At 41.2% G+C, this 20,563-nt stretch carries 23 protein-coding genes and 3 tRNA genes; 6 read left to right on the top strand and 20 right to left on the bottom strand.

Annotation, left to right across the window (positions count from 1 at the left end; translation table 11 throughout):
• Positions 1-3 precede the first annotated feature (3 nt).
• The 5 genes from CTN01_RS19770 to mutY all read right to left on the bottom strand — a co-directional run bounded on the left by CTN01_RS19770 (position 4) and on the right by mutY (position 1,963).
• A tRNA-Thr gene (locus CTN01_RS19770) sits at positions 4-79 on the bottom strand.
• Between the two features lie 50 nt (positions 80-129).
• A tRNA-Asn gene (locus CTN01_RS19765) sits at positions 130-205 on the bottom strand.
• Between the two features lie 43 nt (positions 206-248).
• Positions 249-324 (bottom strand) — tRNA-Phe (locus CTN01_RS19760).
• A 173-nt stretch (positions 325-497) separates the two neighbouring features.
• Positions 498-770 carry an oxidative damage protection protein gene (locus CTN01_RS19755; RefSeq protein WP_005371324.1) on the bottom strand — a complete coding sequence of 91 codons (273 nt, stop codon included), beginning with the start codon at positions 768-770 and terminating at the stop codon, positions 498-500.
• A gap of 128 nt (positions 771-898) precedes the next feature.
• Positions 899-1,963: an A/G-specific adenine glycosylase gene (gene mutY / locus CTN01_RS19750; protein WP_045150100.1), complete on the bottom strand. Its 1,065-nt coding sequence runs from the start codon at positions 1,961-1,963 to the stop codon at positions 899-901.
• A gap of 288 nt (positions 1,964-2,251) precedes the next feature.
• On the opposite strand from mutY, the gene trmB reads away from it, so the two are divergent.
• From trmB to CTN01_RS19735, 3 genes are all read left to right on the top strand, one after another.
• Positions 2,252-2,989, top strand: a complete 738-nt coding sequence (trmB, locus tag CTN01_RS19745) for a tRNA (guanosine(46)-N7)-methyltransferase TrmB (RefSeq protein WP_005371327.1) — start codon at positions 2,252-2,254, stop codon at positions 2,987-2,989.
• Positions 2,990-3,106: 117 nt separating this feature from the next.
• Positions 3,107-4,027, top strand: coding sequence for a glutaminase B (gene glsB / locus CTN01_RS19740; protein WP_045128826.1), 921 nt, complete (start codon positions 3,107-3,109; stop codon positions 4,025-4,027).
• A 50-nt stretch (positions 4,028-4,077) separates the two neighbouring features.
• Positions 4,078-4,494, top strand: a complete 417-nt coding sequence (locus CTN01_RS19735; protein ID WP_045150099.1) for a YggN family protein — start codon at positions 4,078-4,080, stop codon at positions 4,492-4,494.
• Between the two features lie 64 nt (positions 4,495-4,558).
• Here the strand turns inward: CTN01_RS19735 and hemW are convergent, their stop codons facing one another.
• The 7 genes from hemW to CTN01_RS19700 form a co-directional block, all read right to left on the bottom strand.
• Positions 4,559-5,722, bottom strand: coding sequence for a radical SAM family heme chaperone HemW (hemW, locus tag CTN01_RS19730; protein ID WP_045130782.1), 1,164 nt, complete (start codon positions 5,720-5,722; stop codon positions 4,559-4,561).
• Entirely contained in the window at positions 5,723-6,316 is a 594-nt protein-coding gene (locus tag CTN01_RS19725; RefSeq protein WP_045084464.1) for an XTP/dITP diphosphatase, read from the bottom strand.
• A 118-nt stretch (positions 6,317-6,434) separates the two neighbouring features.
• Positions 6,435-6,860, bottom strand: a complete 426-nt coding sequence (locus CTN01_RS19720) for a DUF4426 domain-containing protein (protein WP_045150098.1) — start codon at positions 6,858-6,860, stop codon at positions 6,435-6,437.
• 143 nt (positions 6,861-7,003) lie between these two features.
• Positions 7,004-7,297: a DUF167 family protein YggU gene (gene yggU / locus CTN01_RS19715; protein WP_005371336.1), complete on the bottom strand. Its 294-nt coding sequence runs from the start codon at positions 7,295-7,297 to the stop codon at positions 7,004-7,006.
• Positions 7,294-7,848, bottom strand: a complete 555-nt coding sequence (locus CTN01_RS19710) for a YggT family protein (protein WP_045084462.1) — start codon at positions 7,846-7,848, stop codon at positions 7,294-7,296. The genes yggU and CTN01_RS19710 overlap by 4 nt, the downstream gene beginning before the upstream one ends.
• 9 nt (positions 7,849-7,857) lie before the next feature.
• Positions 7,858-8,676, bottom strand: a complete 819-nt coding sequence (gene proC, locus CTN01_RS19705) for a pyrroline-5-carboxylate reductase (protein ID WP_045150097.1) — start codon at positions 8,674-8,676, stop codon at positions 7,858-7,860.
• A gap of 85 nt (positions 8,677-8,761) precedes the next feature.
• Entirely contained in the window at positions 8,762-9,472 is a 711-nt protein-coding gene (locus CTN01_RS19700; RefSeq protein WP_045150096.1) for a YggS family pyridoxal phosphate-dependent enzyme, read from the bottom strand.
• A 22-nt stretch (positions 9,473-9,494) separates the two neighbouring features.
• On the opposite strand from CTN01_RS19700, the gene CTN01_RS19695 reads away from it, so the two are divergent.
• Positions 9,495-10,532 carry a type IV pilus twitching motility protein PilT gene (locus CTN01_RS19695; RefSeq protein WP_045150095.1) on the top strand — a complete coding sequence of 346 codons (1,038 nt, stop codon included), beginning with the start codon at positions 9,495-9,497 and terminating at the stop codon, positions 10,530-10,532.
• Positions 10,533-10,565: 33 nt separating this feature from the next.
• The gene (locus CTN01_RS19690; protein WP_005371348.1) at positions 10,566-11,681 is read left to right on the top strand and encodes a PilT/PilU family type 4a pilus ATPase; all 1,116 of its coding nucleotides are present in this window, start codon (positions 10,566-10,568) and stop codon (positions 11,679-11,681) included.
• A 359-nt stretch (positions 11,682-12,040) separates the two neighbouring features.
• Here CTN01_RS19690 and ruvX read toward each other — a convergent pair whose 3' ends face one another.
• From ruvX to CTN01_RS19650, 8 genes are all read right to left on the bottom strand, one after another.
• Positions 12,041-12,472 (bottom strand): Holliday junction resolvase RuvX, encoded by a 432-nt coding sequence (gene ruvX / locus CTN01_RS19685; protein ID WP_045128821.1) that lies wholly within the window; start codon positions 12,470-12,472, stop codon positions 12,041-12,043.
• Positions 12,469-13,032, bottom strand: coding sequence for a YqgE/AlgH family protein (locus CTN01_RS19680; protein WP_045128820.1), 564 nt, complete (start codon positions 13,030-13,032; stop codon positions 12,469-12,471). The genes ruvX and CTN01_RS19680 overlap by 4 nt, the downstream gene beginning before the upstream one ends.
• A gap of 123 nt (positions 13,033-13,155) precedes the next feature.
• The gene (gene gshB, locus CTN01_RS19675; RefSeq protein WP_045084456.1) at positions 13,156-14,106 is read right to left on the bottom strand and encodes a glutathione synthase; all 951 of its coding nucleotides are present in this window, start codon (positions 14,104-14,106) and stop codon (positions 13,156-13,158) included.
• A gap of 21 nt (positions 14,107-14,127) precedes the next feature.
• Positions 14,128-14,859 (bottom strand): 16S rRNA (uracil(1498)-N(3))-methyltransferase, encoded by a 732-nt coding sequence (gene rsmE, locus CTN01_RS19670; protein ID WP_045084455.1) that lies wholly within the window; start codon positions 14,857-14,859, stop codon positions 14,128-14,130.
• Positions 14,860-15,006: 147 nt separating this feature from the next.
• Positions 15,007-15,780 carry an endonuclease gene (locus CTN01_RS19665; protein ID WP_045150094.1) on the bottom strand — a complete coding sequence of 258 codons (774 nt, stop codon included), beginning with the start codon at positions 15,778-15,780 and terminating at the stop codon, positions 15,007-15,009.
• Positions 15,781-15,898: 118 nt separating this feature from the next.
• Positions 15,899-16,384, bottom strand: a complete 486-nt coding sequence (locus tag CTN01_RS19660) for a SprT family zinc-dependent metalloprotease (RefSeq protein WP_045150093.1) — start codon at positions 16,382-16,384, stop codon at positions 15,899-15,901.
• A gap of 154 nt (positions 16,385-16,538) precedes the next feature.
• Positions 16,539-17,693 carry a methionine adenosyltransferase gene (metK, locus tag CTN01_RS19655; protein WP_045084452.1) on the bottom strand — a complete coding sequence of 385 codons (1,155 nt, stop codon included), beginning with the start codon at positions 17,691-17,693 and terminating at the stop codon, positions 16,539-16,541.
• 442 nt (positions 17,694-18,135) lie between these two features.
• Complete coding sequence (locus tag CTN01_RS19650; protein WP_045150092.1) at positions 18,136-19,095, bottom strand: DUF2333 family protein; 960 nt, start codon at positions 19,093-19,095, stop codon at positions 18,136-18,138.
• A 365-nt stretch (positions 19,096-19,460) separates the two neighbouring features.
• Between CTN01_RS19650 and epd the strand changes: the two genes are divergently transcribed.
• Positions 19,461-20,507, top strand: coding sequence for an erythrose-4-phosphate dehydrogenase (gene epd, locus CTN01_RS19645; RefSeq protein WP_045084450.1), 1,047 nt, complete (start codon positions 19,461-19,463; stop codon positions 20,505-20,507).
• The last annotated feature ends 56 nt before the right edge of the window (positions 20,508-20,563 follow it).

Raw genomic sequence — 20,563 nt, 5'->3', positions numbered from 1 at the left:
AAATGGTGCCGACTACCGGAGTCGAACTGGTGACCTACTGATTACAAGTCAGTTGCTCTACCTACTGAGCTAAGTCGGCACACTATATTCTTTTAATTTCCCCGCTCTATTGAGCCAAGAAATAAATAGTGGCTCCTCCTGCTGGACTTGAACCAGCGACATACGGATTAACAGTCCGCCGTTCTACCAACTGAACTAAGGAGGAACAGATTGTGGTTGCTTTGCACCAAACTTCGAAAGGGAAGTAATGGTGCCTCGAGGCGGAATCGAACCACCGACACGAGGATTTTCAATCCTCTGCTCTACCGACTGAGCTATCGAGGCAACGGGGCGCTATTAAAAGGGTTTTCAGCCTTTTCGTCAACACTTTTTTTAATAAAAAAAGATAAATAGTGTTGTTTGTTGTCTTTTTGTTCGTTGTGGTGTGATTTTGATATTCATTATTGAGATTTCATCAATTTAAAGCAAATTAAGAGATGAAACCTCAATTATAAATTTTATTTTTCTGGCGGTGTGTAGCCGTCAATAATCACATCTTGACCTTCGAACAAAAACTTCACCATTTCAGTTTCTAATAACTGACGATGTTCTGGATTCATCATGTTGAGTTTTTTCTCGTTGATCAGCATGGTTTGCTTCCCTTGCCATTCAGCCCATGCTTGCTTAGAAATATTATCAAAAATACGTTGGCCTAGTTCACCTGGGTAAAGTTGAAAGTCTAAACCTTCAGCCTCTTGTTGTAGTCGAGTACAGAAAACAGTACGACTCATGAAATATTCCTTACTGTAACTCGCTGATATACGGCTCAGCGAAAATGAGTGATTAGTTGATAGTTATACCAGAGTCAGTGACTGGCATCTAGCATCACTGAACGGAAATCAAAGCGCTAAAAACCACCTTATTTTTGATGGTTTAACGAGTATGCCAAACTGTCTAAAATTTTCTGTACTGGTGCAGCTAATCCGATTTTTGGTGGATTATTAAGATCATACCATTGACCTGAAGCTTCATTAACCGCTGTAGGTTGTGATTTAAGTTCGTATAAGATCGGCACAATATCAAGATGATAATGGCTAAACGTATGACGAAAAGCAGTTAACTGACTTTGCTGTTCGATAAGTGATAGTTGTTGCCCTAATTGCTTGTCTAATAGCGACGTTAAATCAGCATTGTCATGTTGAGGGAAGCACCATAGGCCACCCCAAATGCCGATTTGTGGGCGTTGTTCTAACCAAACTTTATCGTCGCACTGTAAAATAGCGAACCATGTTTGTTTTTCAGGCAAGGTTTTTTTCGGTTTTTTACCCGGAAAATCGGTTTGTCGTAATTCTTTGAGTGCAATGCATTGTGTGCTTACGGGACATAATTCACATTTAGGTTTACTACGGGTACAAATCATTGCTCCCATATCCATCATGGCTTGGTTATAGCGCTCGACTCCCATCTCGGGCGTATTTGTCTCAGCAATTTGCCATAATTTGTTTTCAACGGTTTTCTTACCTGGCCAGCCTTCAATCGCGTAACAACGGGCAAGTGTTCGTTTCACATTGCCATCTAAGATAGGGTGATGTTGAGCGAGTGAGAGTGACAGAACAGCACCAGCCGTTGAACGACCAATACCCGGTAATGCTTGGACTTGATCGATATCTGTTGGGAAAATGCCGTTATGTTCGCTAACAATTAATTGTGCTGCTTTATGGAGGTTACGCGCGCGAGCGTAATAGCCGAGCCCTGTCCATAAGTGTAAGACTTCATCTTGCTCTGCAGCCGCTAAGTCTTGCACGGTAGGGAAGCGCTCCATAAAACGTTCAAAGTAAGGGATCACAGTTGCTACTTGGGTTTGTTGTAACATGATCTCTGAAAGCCATACTTTATATGGGGTTTTGTTTTGTTGCCAAGGTAGGGTTTTGCGGCCGAATTTGTCGTACCACGCTAAGATGGCATCGGAAAATGTCGTACTCAATGTTGTGCTCACTTTACAGTTTATAGCTACTTATCTTTGATACTGCGCAAAAGGATATGGCATTTGCCAATAAGGAGTAGCTATTGAGTTATTTTTCGCTACACAGTGAAAATTGGTGTCCGCTAGTGCAATCACTTATACTGCAAACAGAAGTGCAACGTTATTTATTGTCTATTATGGGCAAGATTGCACCATAAACTGGCCATTGTCGCAATTGATAGACTTGAATTGAGTCGATAACTTTGGATAATGCCAATCCGTTTCTTTTTTGTTTGGATAGTTATTAGCATGAGCGAAGTTTCAAAGAAGTCAGGTGAAGTGACCCTGACCGAATTTACCGAAGATGGCAAACTGGTTCGTAAGATCCGTAGCTTTGTCCGTCGTGAAGGCCGTTTAACTAAGGGCCAAGAACATGCGATGGAAAACAACTGGCCAACTATGGGTATTGATTTCGCCAAGCAAATGCTGGACTGGAAAGAAGTATTTAACCGTGAAGCGCCAGTCGTGTTGGAAATTGGTTTTGGTATGGGTGCATCATTAGTTGAAATGGCTAAAAATGCCCCTGAGAAAAACTTTATTGGTATCGAAGTTCATAGCCCTGGTGTGGGTGCATGTCTAATGGGTGCGGAAGATGCAGGTTTAACTAACCTTCGTGTAATGTGTCACGATGGCGTTGAAGTATTTGAATACATGATCCCTGATGGTAGTTTAGATACCGTACAGCTATTTTTCCCTGACCCATGGCATAAAGCACGTCACCATAAGCGTCGTATCGTTCAGCCTGAATTTGCTGAAATGCTGCGTAAAAAGCTTAAAATTGGCGGTATTTTCCATATGGCAACTGACTGGGAAAATTACGCTGAGCATATGGTTGAAGTGATGGATGCTGCGCCTGGTTACCGTAATACGGCAACAAACGGTGATTATATTGATCGTCCTGAAGATCGCCCATTAACCAAATTCGAAGCTCGTGGTCATCGTTTAGGTCACGGCGTTTGGGATATGAAGTACGAGCGTACTGAATAATTTCTCTTTGGCATTATATGCTGAAGAAATAAAACAATTATTGATTTAATGACGCTTCGTTAAATCAATGAAAAAGCCAACCTTGTGTTGGCTTTTTTTCCCCTTGGAGAAAGAGATATGAAGCCAACAGCTACACTGCTAAATGAAGTATTAGATGAAGTGAGACCATTGATAGGTCAAGGAAAAGTGGCTGACTATATTCCTGCTTTAGCTAGCGTACCTGCGAGTAAATTAGGTATTGCAGTGTGCTATAACGACGGAGAAGTTATTCAGGCGGGTGATAGCCAAGAAGGTTTTTCTATTCAATCTATCTCTAAGGTGTTGTCGTTAACACTTGCAATGACCTTATATGAGCCTGAAGAGTTGTGGTCTCGAGTTGGAAAAGAGCCATCAGGTCATGCATTTAACTCCATGATCCAGCTTGAGCTAGAAAAAGGTATCCCACGTAATCCGTTTATTAATCCCGGTGCGATTGTGGTGTCGGATTTACTGCATAGTCGTTTATGTGCACCGCAATATCGGATGTTGGAATTAGTACGAGAGCTTTCTTGTAATCCGAATATTGTCTACGACAAAGTAGTGGCTAGCTCTGAAATGCAACATAGCGATCGTAATGCTTCCATTGCTTATTTGATGCGCTCATTTGGTAACTTTGATAACGAAGTGATGCCAGTGCTCACTAATTATTTTAGTTATTGCGCCCTTAAGATGAGTTGTGTCGATCTCGCCAGAACGTTTAGCTATTTAGCAAATAAAGGGCTTCCTTTAGGCGCGAAAAAAAGAATTATCAGCCAAACTCAAAGTAAGCATATAAATGCATTGCTTGCGACCTGTGGTTTATATGATGGTGCAGGTGAATTTGCCTATCGTGTTGGTATGCCAGGAAAGTCTGGTGTAGGTGGTGGCATTGTTGCGATTGTACCGGGTGAGATGACGATTGCTGTGTGGTCGCCAGAACTTGATCAATCCGGTAATTCTGTTGCAGGGACAGCAGCGTTAGAGAAACTATCTGAACGTATTGGACGTTCTATTTTTTAGTGAGCCCGTATACATAAAACAGCGAGGCTCACATTAGGGGGGAGAATCGTATGTTAATGAATAAGGGGTTTCACGGACTAACAACATCGATATTCGGCACAATAGTAGCGATGTTCAGTTTCTTTACGGTATTGGCTCATGCGGTTGAATGTGAACCACAATGGCATAATTCACTGAGTTTAAATGAGGGACGGTTAACCTTAGTACAAGGTAAACAAGAATTTATTGTTGATGCTAAAGGGCGGATGTTTTTCGATGTACATAAGGTTGCATTGAGTCCTAAACAAACACAATTATTATCGGACTATTACGAGCTTTTAGATAATGACTTGCCTTATTTGTTGTCGCATTCTCAGCGTATTGATAAGCAAGTATGTGACTTTGTTTCGCTGCGGATAGAGCAAGAACAACGGTTGCAAGATGCGATCCCGGCATTAAAAAACTGGCGTAGCGTCACGTTAAATTAGTAAGTATCTAACAAGAGAAAAGCGAGCACTGTGAATAACATAGTGCTCGCTTTTTTATTGGATATTATTTGTTATCATCGTCAACGAAGGCGGCTAGGAGATCATTTAAAAACAATTTACCATGCTCGGTGATTTGCCAATGATCGCCCGTATCTTGGAGATAGTTTTGCGCTATCGCCCAATCAATTGTCGGTTCTATGGTCGTTAACGCTAAACCGGTTCTTGCGACAAAATCTTGCTTTGGACAGGATTCTAATAAACGAAAACGATTCATAAAGAACTCGAACGGGCGTTCGCCATTAGCAACCTTATTTTCTTCAGTTAAATATGGCTTATCTGCTTGTAAATACCCACGAGGATGTTTGACTTTAACGGTACGGATAATCTGCCCATCAGCAAAACTGATTTTGCCATGTGCGCCACAACCAATGCCAAGGTAATCACCAAAACGCCAGTAGTTAAGATTATGCTGACATTGTTTCCCCGGCTTGCTGTAGCCTGATATTTCATATTGCTGATAACCGGCTTCTGTTAAAAGCTGATGACCTTGCTCAAAAATATCCCACAAGTCGTCATCATCAGGCAATGTCGGTGGTTTTGAGTAATATAGGGTATTGGGTTCAATTGTCAGCTGATACCAAGACAAGTGCGGTGGATCGAGCGCGATCGCTTGTTTTAAATCACTGATCGCATCACTCACGCTTTGATCAGGTAAGCCATGCATCAGATCGACATTAAAACTGTTTAATCCCGCTTCCTTTGCAAGCCCAGCAGCACGGATCGCTTCATCTGCGCCATGAATACGGCCAAGACGTTCGAGTTTTTCATTTTGAAAGCTTTGAATACCAATAGAAATACGGTTTACACCTGCTTGGCGATAAGCTTCAAAACGACCCGCTTCCACTGTGCCAGGGTTGGCTTCCATGGTGATTTCAATATCATCACTAAATGGAATGCGTTGCTCAATGGCTTTTAATAAACGACCAATCTCACTTGGGGAGATCAAGCTAGGCGTGCCTCCACCAATAAAAATTGAGTGTAGAGGTCGTGCTCCATTGACTAACTGATAAGCGCTCAGATCAGTTTCTAAATCGTCAATTAAGGCATCAATATAATCAAGCTCAGGAAGATCTGTCTTTAAGGCGTGAGAGTTGAAATCACAATAAGGACATTTTTGTACACACCAAGGGATGTGGACATATAAACTCAGTGGTGGTGGTACAAGCATTTAATCGGCCTTTAATGCGCTAAACAATTGCTGTAGTGCTTTACCACGGTGTGATAATTGCTTTTTACGAGCAGGTGGAAGTTGAGCTGAAGCACATTGATCTTCTGGAACCCAAAATACCGGATCGTAACCAAAACCATTTTCGCCATGACGTTCAGTTAAGATGCTACCTTCCCAAGAGCCATGACAAACCAGTGGCGTAGGATCGTTTTCATGGCGCATCATCACGAGCACACAATGGAAACGTGCAGTACGTTGCTCGGCGGGTACATCTTTCATTTCCGCAAGTAGCTTATCAATGTTGTCAGCATCTGATGCGTCTTCACCGGCAAAACGTGCAGAATAAATACCAGGAGCACCATTGAGGTAATCAACTTCTAAGCCAGAGTCATCGGCAATGGCTGGAAGGCCTGTTTCCTTTGCCGCATGGCGCGCCTTGATGATCGCATTTTCAATAAATGTTGTGCCCGTTTCAGCAACGGATGAAACGTTATAATCACTTTGCGCGACTACATCAAAACCAAAATCAGCCAGTAAATCGGCCATTTCTTTTACTTTGCCTTGGTTGCCTGTTGCTAGTACAAGTTTACTCATTTTGATGCCTTTTGAACGTCAAGCTATGTAATATTGGCGGCTATAATAACGGTTGTTATCGTAATAAAAAAGGCGCGAGTGCGCCTAGTGATTGTAGAATAGATTGATGCTCAAGAGGTTACTTGTCAACGAAGAAGGTCTGCTTAAAGGTCAGTGTTTCTTTTTTACCATTAGAGTAAATAGTGATCGTAAAATTAAACGTTTCATCATTAGTGTGTTTAAATTCAGCAAGGTAATAAATTGATTTACCCTCTTTTATTTCTCTAAAATTTAACTTCTTTTGCTGCCCTAATACATTACGAGCAATACCGGTTAACTGTGCTTTTACCGCTGTTTTTTCTTCTTTACTGGTATCAAGAATCGCAATATTGATCAAGGCACTGTAACGGCTACGCTGAATTTTATAGTGGCTGGCAATCTCTGGGGTTAAAAACGTTGAGGCAAAACTAGAATAATGCACTTCTAAGTCGCCAAATTTTTTAAATTGTCCGGCATAGCTAGGCAGCGTAAAAACGAGCAGTAGTAGGCTGAGTAATATTTTCATGAAGTATCCTTATCTTTCAGTGAGTCACTGAAGTATTTCCTTTATATCATGACGTGTTGCTGTACTGGATGATTGTAGTTAAGAGTACAAATATAAAAAAAGCGAATATCGATAATTGATATTCGCTTTGTTGAACCAATCAATTACATGATGGTGGCGATCTCTGAGGGAATGACTTTCGGGGCTTCAATCCGAATTTGTTTGTGCCGACCTTGTAAGCCTTTTTCTACATGAATTAACCCTTTAGCGACCTTAAATTGTTTTGCAAGGTACTTTACTAAATGGGCATTGGCTTTTCCGTCTACCGGTGGCGCGGTAATGGCAATTTTTACTTCGTTGCCATGCAAGCCGACGATTTGATCGCGGCTTGCTTTCGGTTGGATATAAAGTCGGATAATGAGATCGTCATCATCACGAAAGATGGTCTTTTCTGTCACAGCATGTACCACACGTTACCAACTAAAGAACCCATCGCGTAGTTAGCAAATTGTAGTGCGATAAAGATCACTAGAATACTCAGATCTAAACCGCCCATCGCAGGTAGAACGCGGCGAACAGGCGCCATTAGTGGTTCGGTTAATTGGTGCATGACATATTCGATAGGGCTTCGGCCTTGGCTAACCCAGCTTAAGATTGCACGGATCAATAGTACCCAGAACAATAAACTACCAGCTGCTTTTAATAATGCTAATAGTCCTAAGAATAGGAAGCTTGGTTCAAAGGAAAAACCACCACTACTGATTGAAATAATGATGATAAATTTAGCGACACACAGTACATAAGCGAACAGTACCGTTGCCATATCTAGCGAACCAATTGATGGGATTACGCGGCGTAATGGCGCAACGATCGGTTGAGTCGCTTTAACAATAAATTGTGAGAAGGGATTATAAAAGTCTGCACGAGACCATTGTAACCAAACTCGTAATAATACGACCATGATGTAAAGATCAAAGCCGGTTTGAACTAGATAAACGAAAGGATTCATAGATAAACCTTAAAACAATTGTTCCATTTCTTTAGCTCGAGATACGGCTGCTTGCATCGCTTTAGCAACAATATCTGAGAATTGATGTTGATTAAATGTATTAATAGCTTCAGCTGTCGTACCACCTTTTGAAGTGACTTGATCACGCAGTGTCGACAATGAAGTATCTGGATTCGCTTTTACTAATTCAGCGGCACCTAAAGCGGCTTGCTGAACCAGTAAGCGCGCAGTATCGGCATCAAACCCTTGGTTCATCGCTTCTTGCTGCATTGCTTCCATAAACAAAAAGAAGTAGGCGGGAGCACTGCCTGCTGCGGCAATAATACCATTAATACCTGATTCTTCTTGTACCCAACAAATTTCGCCTACGGCTTGTAATAGTTGAGTGGCAAATAATCGGTCGGTTTCTGTGAGTTGTGGTTTTGCATATAAGCCGCTCATCCCCTTACCAATTAAAGAGGGAGTATTTGGCATTACACGAACCAATTCAACTTGCTGGCCTAGCATTTCACATAAGCGCTCGCAATTAATGCCAGCGGCAATAGAAATCACTAATTTTCCCGCAAAGTTAATATCTTGCAGTGGTTTACACACTTCTTCCATAAGTTGTGGTTTAACCGCAAGAACAACAACATCAGCATTTTGAGCAGCACTTAGGTTATCGCTAGTGGTATGAATACCAAAGTCACGTGCTAGAGGTTCACGACGAGCATCGCTAGGAGCGGTGGCCGTAATCTTTTTTGCATCGTAACCGCTAGCAACTAATCCTGCGATAATTGAGCGAGCCATATTACCTGCCCCAATAAAGGCAATTGAGCGTTGTTCCATGTAAAATCCTTATAAATAGGTACAAACTTAATGTTTTTTACCTTAATTGAGCTGTTGTTATCATGAACAGTACGAATATTAGTAATTATTCTTTGTTGCCGTAATCACGGGCACCAAAAATCGCGGTGCCGATACGAACAATTGTGCTGCCTGCTGCAATTGCCGCTTCCATATCACCACTCATTCCCATTGATAATGTATCAACGTTTGGATAAGTCAATTTCAGCTGTTCTAGTGTATCAGCCAACGCTTTAAAAGTGGCAAATTGGCTGTCGTAATCTGTAGCTGGTTGTGGGATAGACATTAAACCGCGCAGTTCAATATTTGGCATTGCTGCTATTTCAGCAGCTAGAACAGGCACTTCAGCCAATGTTATCCCCGATTTTGTTGCTTCGGCGCTGCTATTAACTTGCAGTAAGACTTGTAGCGGGGCCATTGACGTAGGACGTTGATCGCTTAAACGTTTTGCTGTTTTTATGCGATCAATAGAGTGCACCCAATCAAAATGCTCTGCGACAAGGCGAGTTTTATTAGATTGGATCGGTCCAATAAAATGCCATACAAGCAAGTTTTTCTCTGGATGGCTCGAAAAGTGATTTACCTTATCAACACCTTCCTGTACATAGTTTTCGCCAAATGCATACTGGCCTGCTGCGATGGCTTCTTCGATCGCTTCCACTGGCTTGGTTTTACTTACTGCCAATAGTTGCACGGAATCTGCAGCCCTGCCGCATTTTTCAGTTGCTAGGGTGATCTGGTTGATGACCTCAGCAATATTTTGTTTGATACTAGTCATAATTGATTCTTGGGGAAAATTTATGGATATCACCGAATTACTGGATTTTAGTGTAAAGCATAACGCATCGGATCTACATCTTTCTGCAGGTGTTCCACCGATAATTCGTGTTGATGGCGATGTTAGAAAACTCAGTATGCCAGCACTCGATCACAGTGAAGTGCACCGTTTAGTGTTTGACATTATGAACGATGCCCAGCGTCGTGAGTATGAAGAAAACTTAGAAGTCGATTTTTCATTTGAAATTCCCGACATCGGTCGCTTCAGGGTCAATGCTTTTCATCAGTCTCGTGGTTGTTCGGCGGTGTTTCGAACCATTCCTATTCATATTCCAACATTGGAATCGTTAAACGTTCCTGATGTTTTTTATGATATTGCCAAGCTTTCGCGTGGCTTGGTATTAGTAACAGGTGCGACTGGCTCGGGTAAATCGACCACGATTGCTGCGTTAGTTGATTATATCAATACCAACTATAACCGTCATATTCTGACGATTGAAGATCCGATTGAATTTGTTCACAGCAGTAAACGTTGCTTGATCAACCAGCGAGAAGTGCACCGTGACACATTGGGCTTCCAGAACGCACTGCGTTCAGCACTGCGTGAAGATCCCGATGTCATTTTAGTGGGTGAGCTTCGTGATCAGGAAACAATCAGTTTAGCGTTAACAGCAGCTGAAACAGGACACTTAGTTTTAGGCACCTTGCATACAAGTTCTGCGGCAAAAACGATCGATCGTATCATTGATGTTTTCCCTGGTAGTGATAAATCCATGGTTCGCTCTATGTTATCGGAGTCGTTACGTGCCGTGATATCACAAAGCTTATTAAAGTGTGTAAGCGGTGGTCGTGTAGCCAGCCATGAAATTATGATGGCAACACCAGCGATTCGTAACTTGATCCGTGAAGATAAAGTCGCGCAAATGTTTTCAATGATCCAAACCGGCTCATCGATGGGAATGCAAACAATGGAGCAAAGCGTGAAGATGCTGGTGGCAAAAGGCTTAGTTGAAGCTGAAGAAGGTCGCCGTATTGTTGATACGAGTCAGCGCGGTTTCTAATAACACCTCAGGTTTAACGAGGTAGGAAAAGAGATGAATTTAGATAGTATATTAGCGCAAATGGTTGAGCGTAAAGCGTCGGATTTATATATCACCGTCGGCTCAGCATGCTTACTGAAAGTTGATGGCAACTTACATCATCTTGGCGAATTACTTGATCGCGCAGCAGTGGACTCTTTGTTCCACGAAGCTATGGACGACGAACAATATAAAGAGTTTGTTGCGACGCGTGAGGCCAATTTTGCCATTGTTCGTAATGGTTGCCGTTTTCGATTAAGTGCATTTTGGCAACGTGAATTACCAGGTATTGTGGTCCGTCGAATCGAAACCAAGATACCGAATATTCATGATCTTAACCTACCTATTGATATGGAGCGACTAGCACTGGCTAAACGTGGTTTAGTGTTGGTAGTTGGGGCGACAGGCTCGGGTAAGTCGACATCCATGGCGGCAATGACGGGGTTTAGAAATCAAAATCGCAGTGGCCATATTTTAACGGTTGAAGATCCGATTGAGTTTATCCATGAACATAACAAATGCATCATAACTCAGCGTGAGGTTGGGCTTGATACTGCCAGTTATGAAGTGGCATTGAAAAACTCACTGCGACAAGCTCCAGATATGATCTTGATCGGTGAGATCCGAAGTCGTGAGACGATGGAATATGCGATGACGTTTGCCGAAACAGGGCACTTGTGTATGGCAACGCTGCACGCGAATAACGCCAACCAAGCACTTGAGCGTATTCTTCACCTTGTACCAAAAGAGCGTCGTGAGCAGTTTTTATTTGATCTGTCGTTAAACTTAAAGTGTATTTTAGCGCAACAGTTGATCCCTGATGCTAATGGTGTCGGACGACATGGTGTTTATGAGCTGCTGCTCAATACGCCACGTGTCGCCGATTTGATCCGTCGCGGTGAGTTACATGAAATTAAAGACGTGATGGCAAAATCAAATCAGGCTGGAATGGTGACGTTTGATCAATCGTTATATGCATTATTTCGAGAGGGGAAAATCACCGAGCAAGATGCGCTGCACCACGCTGATTCACCAAATGATCTTCGCTTAATGATTAAAGTCGGTGATCCTAATAATAAAACGTCAAACAGTACCAGTACGTTATCTGGGGTGAAATTAGACCTTCAGTAATATGTCTGTGATGATCCTAATGCATTAAGATCATCACAAGCTAATCACTCATATTTAATGATATATTTAAATTGAACTCTAACTTATTGGATTTTAATTAAAAATAGTCTCATGTATTTAAGTTATGATTGTCGGAACAGCTTTTGAGTTCAAGAGGTACAAAAGCTGTACAAGCTGTACAAACAAGAAACAGCAAGGCTTTGAGGGAGGATCTTAGTACAGGATTTGATCGTGTTTAGCTTTATGATGATCAGTAAGAAAAAAGCTGTACAAGGTTTCGACAATTGTTAGATTTTAGATAATAAAAAAGACAAGTACCTCAACAGGACTTGTCTTTTTTGTTTTGGAAACTTGTAATATTAAGCGCCGTATTGACGTTCAAACCAGCTTTCTAAAATAACGACAGCGGATTGTGAGTCGATATTACCTTTACTTAATGAACGATAACCACCACGCTCAAACAGCTCTGCTTTTGCTTCAACAGTACTTAAACGTTCATCGTGTAGTTCAACTTGGCAACCAAAACGCCCATGTAAGCGATTAGCAAATTTTTTCGCCCGTGGTGTAATGCTTTCAAGTTCTTTACCTTCAAGATCTAAAGGTAATCCTACAACGACTAAATCAGGTAGCCATTCTTTTAAAATCTTTTCAATATCATCCCAATTGGGGATGCCATCTTTGGCTTTTAAAGCGGCAAGGGGAGTAGCGGTTCCTGTCAGCTCTTGACCAATAGCAACACCAATACTTTTGGTGCCGTAATCAAAACCTAATACACTGCGAGATTGACTCATGCGTGACCTATATCTAAAGAAAGGTTTGCTGGTGTAAAGCCAAGTTTTTCAATTGCTTTATGCCAACGTTCGTCGGTAGGAGTGGAAAAAATAATGGTGTCGTCAGCTTCAATAGTTAGCCAATTGTTATCAACCAGCTCTTGCTCTAATTGACCGGCATCCCATCCGGCATAACCTAGCGCGACCAGAAATTGTTTTGGCGCTTGCGCAGTACCCAACTGAGATAAAATATCCAGCGAGGTGGTCACGGCTAATTCGTTATTCACAGGTAAACTTGAGCTATATTCACCTTTCGTGGTGTGAAGTACAAAGCCACGATCTTCAGAAACGGGTCCACCATTAAGTACCAGTGATTCTAAGCTAATAGGATCGGCAACAGGTAGCTTTCTCTCAATTTCAATTTGCTCCAACATATCAGCAATGGAAATATCGATAGGTTGGTTGATAATGATCCCCATTGCGCCTTCATTATTATGCTCACAAAGATAAATAACACTTTGCTTAAATTGAGGATCTTGCATAGTGGGCATCGCCACTAAAAAGTGGTTGGTCAAATTCATCTACAACACCAGAGTTTGATACAAACCAGCGAGCGTTCACTCGTTACTGATAGGTAAAAAAGCAGCGACATTGCCGCTGCATTCTTAATTTGAGTATGGTTGATGATTGTCAGTAAAGCGATATTACTTCGCGTTTACTCGACGTTCGATAGCATCCATTAACTTACCTGTAATTGAGATATCAAAAGCCGCTTCAATCTCACGGATACAGGTTGGGCTAGTCACATTAATTTCCGTTAGCTTGTCACCAATCACATCAAGACCAACAAAAATCAGGCCTTTTTCTTTTAGTACTGGTGCAACTGTTTCTGCGATCTTACGATCAGTTTCACTGATTGGACGCGCTTCACCACGACCGCCAGCAGCTAAGTTACCGCGAGTTTCCCCTTTAGCAGGAATACGTGCTAGGCAGTAAGGCATAGGTTCGCCATCAACCACTAAGATACGCTTATCACCATTACTAATATCAGGAACAAAGGTCTGTGCCATGCAGTAGTTTTGACCCATATTAGTTAGCGTTTCAATGATGACCGATACGTTAGGATCGCCTTTCATTACACGGAAAATCGACGAACCACCCATACCATCAAGTGGCTTTAAGATCACATCACCGTGCTCTTGGTGGAAGGCTTTTAGTTTCTCGGCGCGGCGAGTAACAATAGTGGTTGGTGTCAGCTCTGGGAACCATGCCGTAAACAGCTTTTCATTACAGTCACGTAGGCTTTGTGGTTTATTTACAATGAGTGCACCATTATCTTCGGCACGCTCAAGAATGTAGGTTGCGTAAATGTATTCAGTATCGAAAGGAGGATCTTTACGCATTAATACAGCATCAAGATCTGATAATTCAATTTCTTGTTCGCTGTGAAAATCAAACCAGTGATCAGGATCTTGTTGTACGGTAACGACACGCGTACGGGCAATCGCTTTGCCTTGCTCTAAAGATAGATCATTCATTTCCATGTAATGAATTTCCCAGCCGCGACGCTGAGCTTCTAACATCATAGCAAAGCTAGAATCTTTCTTGATATTGATAGACTCGATAGGGTCCATCACGATACCCAGTTTGATCATTGTGTTCTCCTAATCTCTAATTTAGCCTAAATCACCGAAGCGTACTTGCAGTGCAGTGATGGCTGTCATTGCGGTGGTTTCGGTACGAAGTACACGAGGCCCCAGCAAAATTTCATCAAATTTATATTGTTCTGTCATGCTGATTTCATCAGCGGATAAACCGCCTTCAGGGCCAATCAATAAACGAACATTAGTGACCGGCGTTGGAAGCGTATTTATCGAATAATTAGCGCGAGGGTGTAAGTTGAGCTTTAGACCATCATATTCTTCAGCACACCATTGTTCCAGTTTCATCACTGGACGAATAGTAGGGACAACGTTACGGCCACATTGCTCACAAGCTGCAATGGCGATTTTTTGCCATTGCTCGAGTTTTTTTTCAAAACGTTCTGCATTTAATTTAACGCCACAGCGTTCTGAAATTAGCGGTGTAATGGTATTAACCCCTAACTCGACGGATTTTTGAATGGTGAATTCCATTTTATCACCACGTGAAATCACCTGACCTAAATGGATATCTAGTGGAGATTCAATACTGTGTTCAACTCGAGATTGGATCTCTACTTCAACGCTTTTTTTACTTGCGTTGGTGATCACGGCAGGAAACTCTGCATTACTGCCGTCAAACATTAATAGCTCTTGGCCTACTTGCATACGCATAACGCGACCAACATGGTTAGCAGCATCGTCACTGAGCATTACCTTGCCGTGGGAAGGTAAAGATTCTGGATGATAAATACGTGGAATTCTCATAATGCGGTCATCTATGCAATAAAAAAAGAGTAATGACGAATCTTAACATGGATGCTCTATTCGCCAATTATTCGAGGTAAAATAAAACGCGTTATTTACATATAACGCGTTTTTGAACGTGAAAGTACGTGTAAGTAAAAGATGCTGTTATGAACAACGGCTCGCAAGAATAGGGTTAACGTTACCTTGGATCTTTTCAATCTTAGCTGCACGCTCACATTCCCATTTAGATACAGGGTACTGCTTATCCCAACTATTCATTAATTGGCGTTGTTGACGACTCATTTTATATTTTGGATATACGGCTTCAAAATACATATAGGTACGAGCAATCACACCGCGAGCACGCTTTGGCGGCTGAGCATCATGATCCTTTTTATCAATGATCATGTCGCAACTACCAAATGAACGATAATTCTTACTGTTGGTTTTAGGCAGCATCACATAATTATAGTTTTGCCTTGCAGCATTAACGGCACCAATAGCAGGGTATAAATTATAAAGGTCGGATTGCATTAAGCGGTATTCGTTATTGGCTTTTTCAGCACATTTACGACCTTTAAAGGCTTTTCCTTTACTATCAACACAAACGGCAGCACCGTCACGCCACTCACTAAAAGCACGACCAAAGTTCTCGGCAGGAACGACATGCTCTGCTTCCCAGCGTTTAACGCGTTTTTTATATACTTCAGTGGTAAAACCCGATGGTAATGTCACGTATTTTTTATTGTTGAAATCAGCACCACAGTAAATGGTTTTCATGTCTTGAGGAGAAATATAAATTTCCGTTTGCATGATTTTTTTTGCTTTGCTGAAAGAGGGATTTGTCGTGTTACCAAGTTCGCTTGGTTTATAAGAGGTCGCAAATGCGGTAACAGGTAACAGTAGGGCAATAGCAAAACAGCTTGAGATACGTATCATGAATGTAGTTCATTAATTATTTATCGTATCACTAGCTTACTGATATTTTTTTCTTTGAGAAGTGTGTCGCAATTATTTGTAACTGTGCTGTTAGGTTATTTTCATACAAAATCGTACGTTACTGAGGCGAATACACCAAAACTTCACGGCATCGGCGGCAATGGTAGTTGGCTTGTCCACGTAAGATACGGTTATGCCGGCGAATGGTTAACGGGTATTCGCTACAGCTACATTTATAGAGAAAAGTGTCACCTGATACAGAGCTGACATCAAAGCTATGTGTTGTTCTTGGCGCTACTTGAAACACTTCTCGCATGATCAATTGCCACTCTCTACCATGCGGTTTTACTCGGCCAAACAGTTTAAACACAATTAAATGTGCCACTTCGTGTGGAACAACTTCGTTTAGAAAAGCGTCTGCGTTTTCATTGAGTAAAACTGGGTTAAAACGTACTTCCCAGCTTTGTAAGCGTGCACTTCCTGCAATTTTTCCTCGTTGGGTAAAAGTCACAGCCGGCATTTTTAAACGTTTATTAAGGCGTTGATTGGCGGTTTTGATGGCGTGTTCGACACGTTTGATTACTTGTTGTTGCAGTGAATTCATTCTTACTCGTTCTTTGTTATTGAGAGCTGCACTATACACCGAAGATAAAGCGCTGGCGAGAGTAAGGGAGCAAGGTGTTTTTATTGCACATAGATAAACGACAAGTAATAAAAAAGGACGCCTAAGCGTCCTTTTTTGTGCACAATTAAGTGTATTACTTAATGTTTGCGAAATCGCGAAGTGCAGCCACTTTATCTGTTTTTTCCCAAGGGAACTCTTCACGACCAAAGTGACCGTAAGCTGCAGTCTTCTTATAGATTGGTTGAAGAAGATCTAGCATTTCTTGTAGGCCATATGGGCGTAGGTCGAAGTGCTGGCGTACAGCTTCAATGATGATCTCATGTGCTACTTTTTCAGTACCAAATGTTTCCACCATGATAGATGTAGGATCGGCAACACCAATAGCGTAAGAAAGTTGGATTTCACAACGATCTGCCATGCCTGCTGCGACGATATTTTTTGCTACATAACGTGCTGCATATGCTGCAGAGCGGTCAACTTTTGATGGATCTTTACCAGAGAAAGCACCACCACCGTGACGTGCAGCACCGCCGTAGGTATCGACGATGATCTTACGACCAGTCAAACCACAGTCACCCATTGGGCCACCGATAACGAAACGACCGGTTGGGTTGATAAAGAATTTAGTCTCTTTATTTAACCATTCTGTAGGCAGTACTGGTTTGATGATTTCTTCCATTACTGCTTCACGTAGATCAGACGTTGAAATTGAATCACTGTGCTGAGTTGATAGAACAACCGCATCAATACCAACAATTTTACCTTGATCGTAAGCGAACGTTACCTGAGATTTTGCATCAGGACGTAACCAAGGAAGTGTACCGTTCTTACGTACTTCTGCTTGGCGCTGAACTAAGCGGTGAGAGTAAGTGATTGGCGCAGGCATGAAGACTTCAGTTTCATTGGTTGCGTAACCAAACATGATACCTTGGTCACCAGCACCTTGCTCTTTAGGATCGGTTTTATCAACACCTTGGTTAATATCAGGAGACTGCTTACCGATGGTGTTCATTACTGCACAAGAGTTTGCATCAAAGCCCATATCTGAATGGACATAACCGATTTCACGTACGGTTTCACGTGTTAGCTCTTCAATATCAACCCAAGCAGATGTTGTGATCTCACCACCAACCATTACCATGCCGGTTTTTACGTAAGTTTCACAAGCTACACGCGCTTTAGGATCTTGTTCAATAATTGCATCCAATACAGCATCTGAAATTTGATCTGCAATTTTATCTGGATGACCTTCTGATACCGACTCAGAAGTGAATAAATGTTTTGCCATCGGTAGTCTCACTTTCTTTTGAATTTAGTCGCACGGTAGCGTTTATAACGCTGTTATATAGCTATATGTACGTTTGTATGTATAGAGCTACTTCCGTCTAGACGTCTATAATACATCGAGAACAGATAAAATCAACAATATGAAAACTAGGGTTTCTGATTGTATAAAAAAATTAAATAGCTCTGTTGTGGTGGTTTACAGACATAGTTTTTAACTAAAGTACTGATAAGTAATGATATTTACTTTCAGTATTTACAATGTGATTTTTTTAAACTAAAAAGTGCAATCACAAATTGACTATATAAAGTTTCTTTTGTTAAAAATTACGATAAACAGACTTTATATACCTAAGTACAGCTTTATTTAATAGGTAATAAAGTTTGCTTCGTTTACTGGTGGACTTAGTTATAGATTGCTGTATCTATCATACGGCAAGAATTTATTATCTTTTTTCGAACAGGTTGATGAGATCAACGGTACCTGCTTGAGCACGAGACACGTAATTTGCCATGATCAAAGAGTGGTTAGGTAATAAACCAAATCCCATACCATTTAAAATCATTGGGCTCCAAACCGTTTCTTGTGTTGCTTCAAGCTCACGAATTATTTGATCAATCATGACCGTTGCTTTTTCTTCTTCTAATAGTGGTTTAAAATCATGTTTCATTGCTTTCATGAGCAGTAATATGGCCCAAGTAGAGCCTCGTGATTCGTAAAAAACATTATCAATTTTGAACCAGCTTGTTTTCGGCGCATTGAGTGAAACTTCCTTACCTTCTGCTTCTCTATCCATTATTAACTGTGGTTCACCCACAGATGAGCCAAGATCTTGTGAAATAGTTCCTAAGCGTTTTTGTACGACTTCAAGCCAAGCCACTAAATTATCATCCCGTGAATAAAATTGTGCTGGGTGGCGAGATGCCGAAAGGCGGTCACGGTATCGAATAAGGGCGTCAATTGCATTTTGATATTCAGATTCTGCGCTTGGAAAGTTCCAACTATGACTATTGATATTAAGTGCTGGCTGAGCTTCTTTTAAATCTGAATCAATATGGCTTTCATTTTGGGGGCGGCTAAGATTATCTTTTAGTACCAGTGCCATGTCTCGCACTTGTGTTAATACACCTGTTTCCCATGCCGGCATGTTATCCATTAATAAACTGGGTGGTAATTTATCGTTAGTAAGAAAGCCTCCAGATTTATTAATTAATAGCTCTGAAATATGGATCAGTGTTGTGGTGGTCTCATACCCTGTTGTTAAGGTTTGATGATTTAGCTTGGCTTGCTCTGCCGCATAACTGTCTGGATTAAATGTATCTGGTTCAAATGACCAATAAACAGACAAAAAGTAAAGTATGAAGGTGAAGAATACTGCGCCAATAATGACTTTTACTTTCGACATAACCACCTCTTTGGGATTGCCTAATATGAACTTTTTTTCATTTATCTATTAGCTATATGTAAAAAAGTGAAGGTTTGTTAATGCCAATCCTAATATTAAACGTCGTTTATTAATGCGTAGAAAAAGACGCTGAATGAACAAATAGTGACTTTTTAATACGTGATATTTCGCTGTTTTAAGCCGATAAATCAGTGGTTTTTTAAGGTTAAAGTAGAGGATATACGCAAAAATATCGATGAGTGATGAGTCTAACTATTTGGTTCTATTAGATATTGAGTCTGCTTGGTGAGAGATGTCACAATTATGGTGATTCTGTATCTAGCTTGGTATACACTAACGCAGCTTAGTATTTTTGTAGCACGGATATGACACTAAAAGTCGCAATAAATGGATTCGGTCGCATTGGTCGCAGTGTGCTTCGCGCATTGTATGAAAGCGACAAACATCATCATATTAACGTCGTGGCAGTTAACGAATTAGCAGAGCCGGAAGCAATGGTTCATCTACTTCAATACGATTCTAGCCATGGACGTTTCAAAAATCCTGTCAGTCATGATCAGGAGCATCTTTTTATTGCCCATGAAAATGGTCGCCAAGATCAAATTCGTATTCTTCATCAGCCTGATTTAAAACTGTTGCCTTGGCATGATCTTGATGTCGATATTGTTTTAGATTGTACGGGTAAGTTTGGCTCCCGTGCCGACGGTTTAGCGCATATCGCATCAGGCGCTAAAAAAGTATTATTTTCCCATCCTGCTAGCAAAGATATTGATTGCACTGTTATCTATGGTGTTAATCATCAAGACTTAACACCTCAGCATCGCATTGTTTCTAATGGTTCGTGTACAACGAACTGTATTGTTCCCATTATAAAAATCTTAGATGACCAGTTTGGTATTGAATCTGGCACCATTACGACTATTCATTCAGCCATGAATGATCAACAAGTTATTGATGCTTATCATCCTGATTTACGCCGAACGCGTGCAGCAAGTCAGTCAATTATTCCAGTTGATACTAAACTACACCTTGGAATTGGTCGTATATTTCCGAAGTTTTCCGACAGATTTGAAGCTATTTCTGTGAGGGTGCCCACAATAAATGTCACTGCTATGGATTTGAGTGTCACAGTTAAAACAAATGTGAAAGTTAATGACGTAAATCAATCATTAAAAAATACGTCTCGTTGTACATTAAGTGGTATTGTGGATTACACAGAAGCGCCTTTAGTGTCGATTGACTTTAATCATGATCCCCATAGTGCAATTGTTGATGGCAGCCAAACTAGGGTAAGCAACCAGCATTTGATTAAATTGCTGGTATGGTGTGACAATGAATGGGGCTTTGCTAATCGAATGTTGGATACAGCGTTAGCAATGTACGCAACCGAACATACGGATGCTGAAAAGTAAAATAGTAAGAATTACAGGGCTTGGCGTTGAACATTAACGACGGCAGGCTGTCAATT

This window comes from Photobacterium angustum, from assembly GCF_003026365.1.
Lineage (GTDB): Bacteria > Pseudomonadota > Gammaproteobacteria > Enterobacterales > Vibrionaceae > Photobacterium > Photobacterium angustum.
The sequence above is the reverse complement of the archived record's forward strand: the minus strand, read 5'-3'. Positions and strand labels throughout refer to the sequence as shown.

Coding starts and splice junctions, on each gene's coding strand:
- CTN01_RS19755 (WP_005371324.1), bottom strand. CDS start 770: ATGAGTCGTACTGTTTTCTGTACTCGACTACAACAAGAGGCTGAAGGT.
- trmB (WP_005371327.1), top strand. CDS start 2,252: ATGAGCGAAGTTTCAAAGAAGTCAGGTGAAGTGACCCTGACCGAATTT.
- glsB (WP_045128826.1), top strand. CDS start 3,107: ATGAAGCCAACAGCTACACTGCTAAATGAAGTATTAGATGAAGTGAGA.
- CTN01_RS19735 (WP_045150099.1), top strand. CDS start 4,078: ATGTTAATGAATAAGGGGTTTCACGGACTAACAACATCGATATTCGGC.
- hemW (WP_045130782.1), bottom strand. CDS start 5,722: ATGCTTGTACCACCACCACTGAGTTTATATGTCCACATCCCTTGGTGT.
- CTN01_RS19725 (WP_045084464.1), bottom strand. CDS start 6,316: ATGAGTAAACTTGTACTAGCAACAGGCAACCAAGGCAAAGTAAAAGAA.
- CTN01_RS19720 (WP_045150098.1), bottom strand. CDS start 6,860: ATGAAAATATTACTCAGCCTACTACTGCTCGTTTTTACGCTGCCTAGC.
- CTN01_RS19710 (WP_045084462.1), bottom strand. CDS start 7,848: ATGAATCCTTTCGTTTATCTAGTTCAAACCGGCTTTGATCTTTACATC.
- proC (WP_045150097.1), bottom strand. CDS start 8,676: ATGGAACAACGCTCAATTGCCTTTATTGGGGCAGGTAATATGGCTCGC.
- CTN01_RS19700 (WP_045150096.1), bottom strand. CDS start 9,472: ATGACTAGTATCAAACAAAATATTGCTGAGGTCATCAACCAGATCACC.
- CTN01_RS19695 (WP_045150095.1), top strand. CDS start 9,495: ATGGATATCACCGAATTACTGGATTTTAGTGTAAAGCATAACGCATCG.
- CTN01_RS19690 (WP_005371348.1), top strand. CDS start 10,566: ATGAATTTAGATAGTATATTAGCGCAAATGGTTGAGCGTAAAGCGTCG.
- ruvX (WP_045128821.1), bottom strand. CDS start 12,472: ATGAGTCAATCTCGCAGTGTATTAGGTTTTGATTACGGCACCAAAAGT.
- CTN01_RS19680 (WP_045128820.1), bottom strand. CDS start 13,032: ATGAATTTGACCAACCACTTTTTAGTGGCGATGCCCACTATGCAAGAT.
- gshB (WP_045084456.1), bottom strand. CDS start 14,106: ATGATCAAACTGGGTATCGTGATGGACCCTATCGAGTCTATCAATATC.
- rsmE (WP_045084455.1), bottom strand. CDS start 14,859: ATGAGAATTCCACGTATTTATCATCCAGAATCTTTACCTTCCCACGGC.
- CTN01_RS19665 (WP_045150094.1), bottom strand. CDS start 15,780: ATGATACGTATCTCAAGCTGTTTTGCTATTGCCCTACTGTTACCTGTT.
- CTN01_RS19660 (WP_045150093.1), bottom strand. CDS start 16,384: ATGAATTCACTGCAACAACAAGTAATCAAACGTGTCGAACACGCCATC.
- metK (WP_045084452.1), bottom strand. CDS start 17,693: ATGGCAAAACATTTATTCACTTCTGAGTCGGTATCAGAAGGTCATCCA.
- CTN01_RS19650 (WP_045150092.1), bottom strand. CDS start 19,095: ATGTCGAAAGTAAAAGTCATTATTGGCGCAGTATTCTTCACCTTCATA.
- epd (WP_045084450.1), top strand. CDS start 19,461: ATGACACTAAAAGTCGCAATAAATGGATTCGGTCGCATTGGTCGCAGT.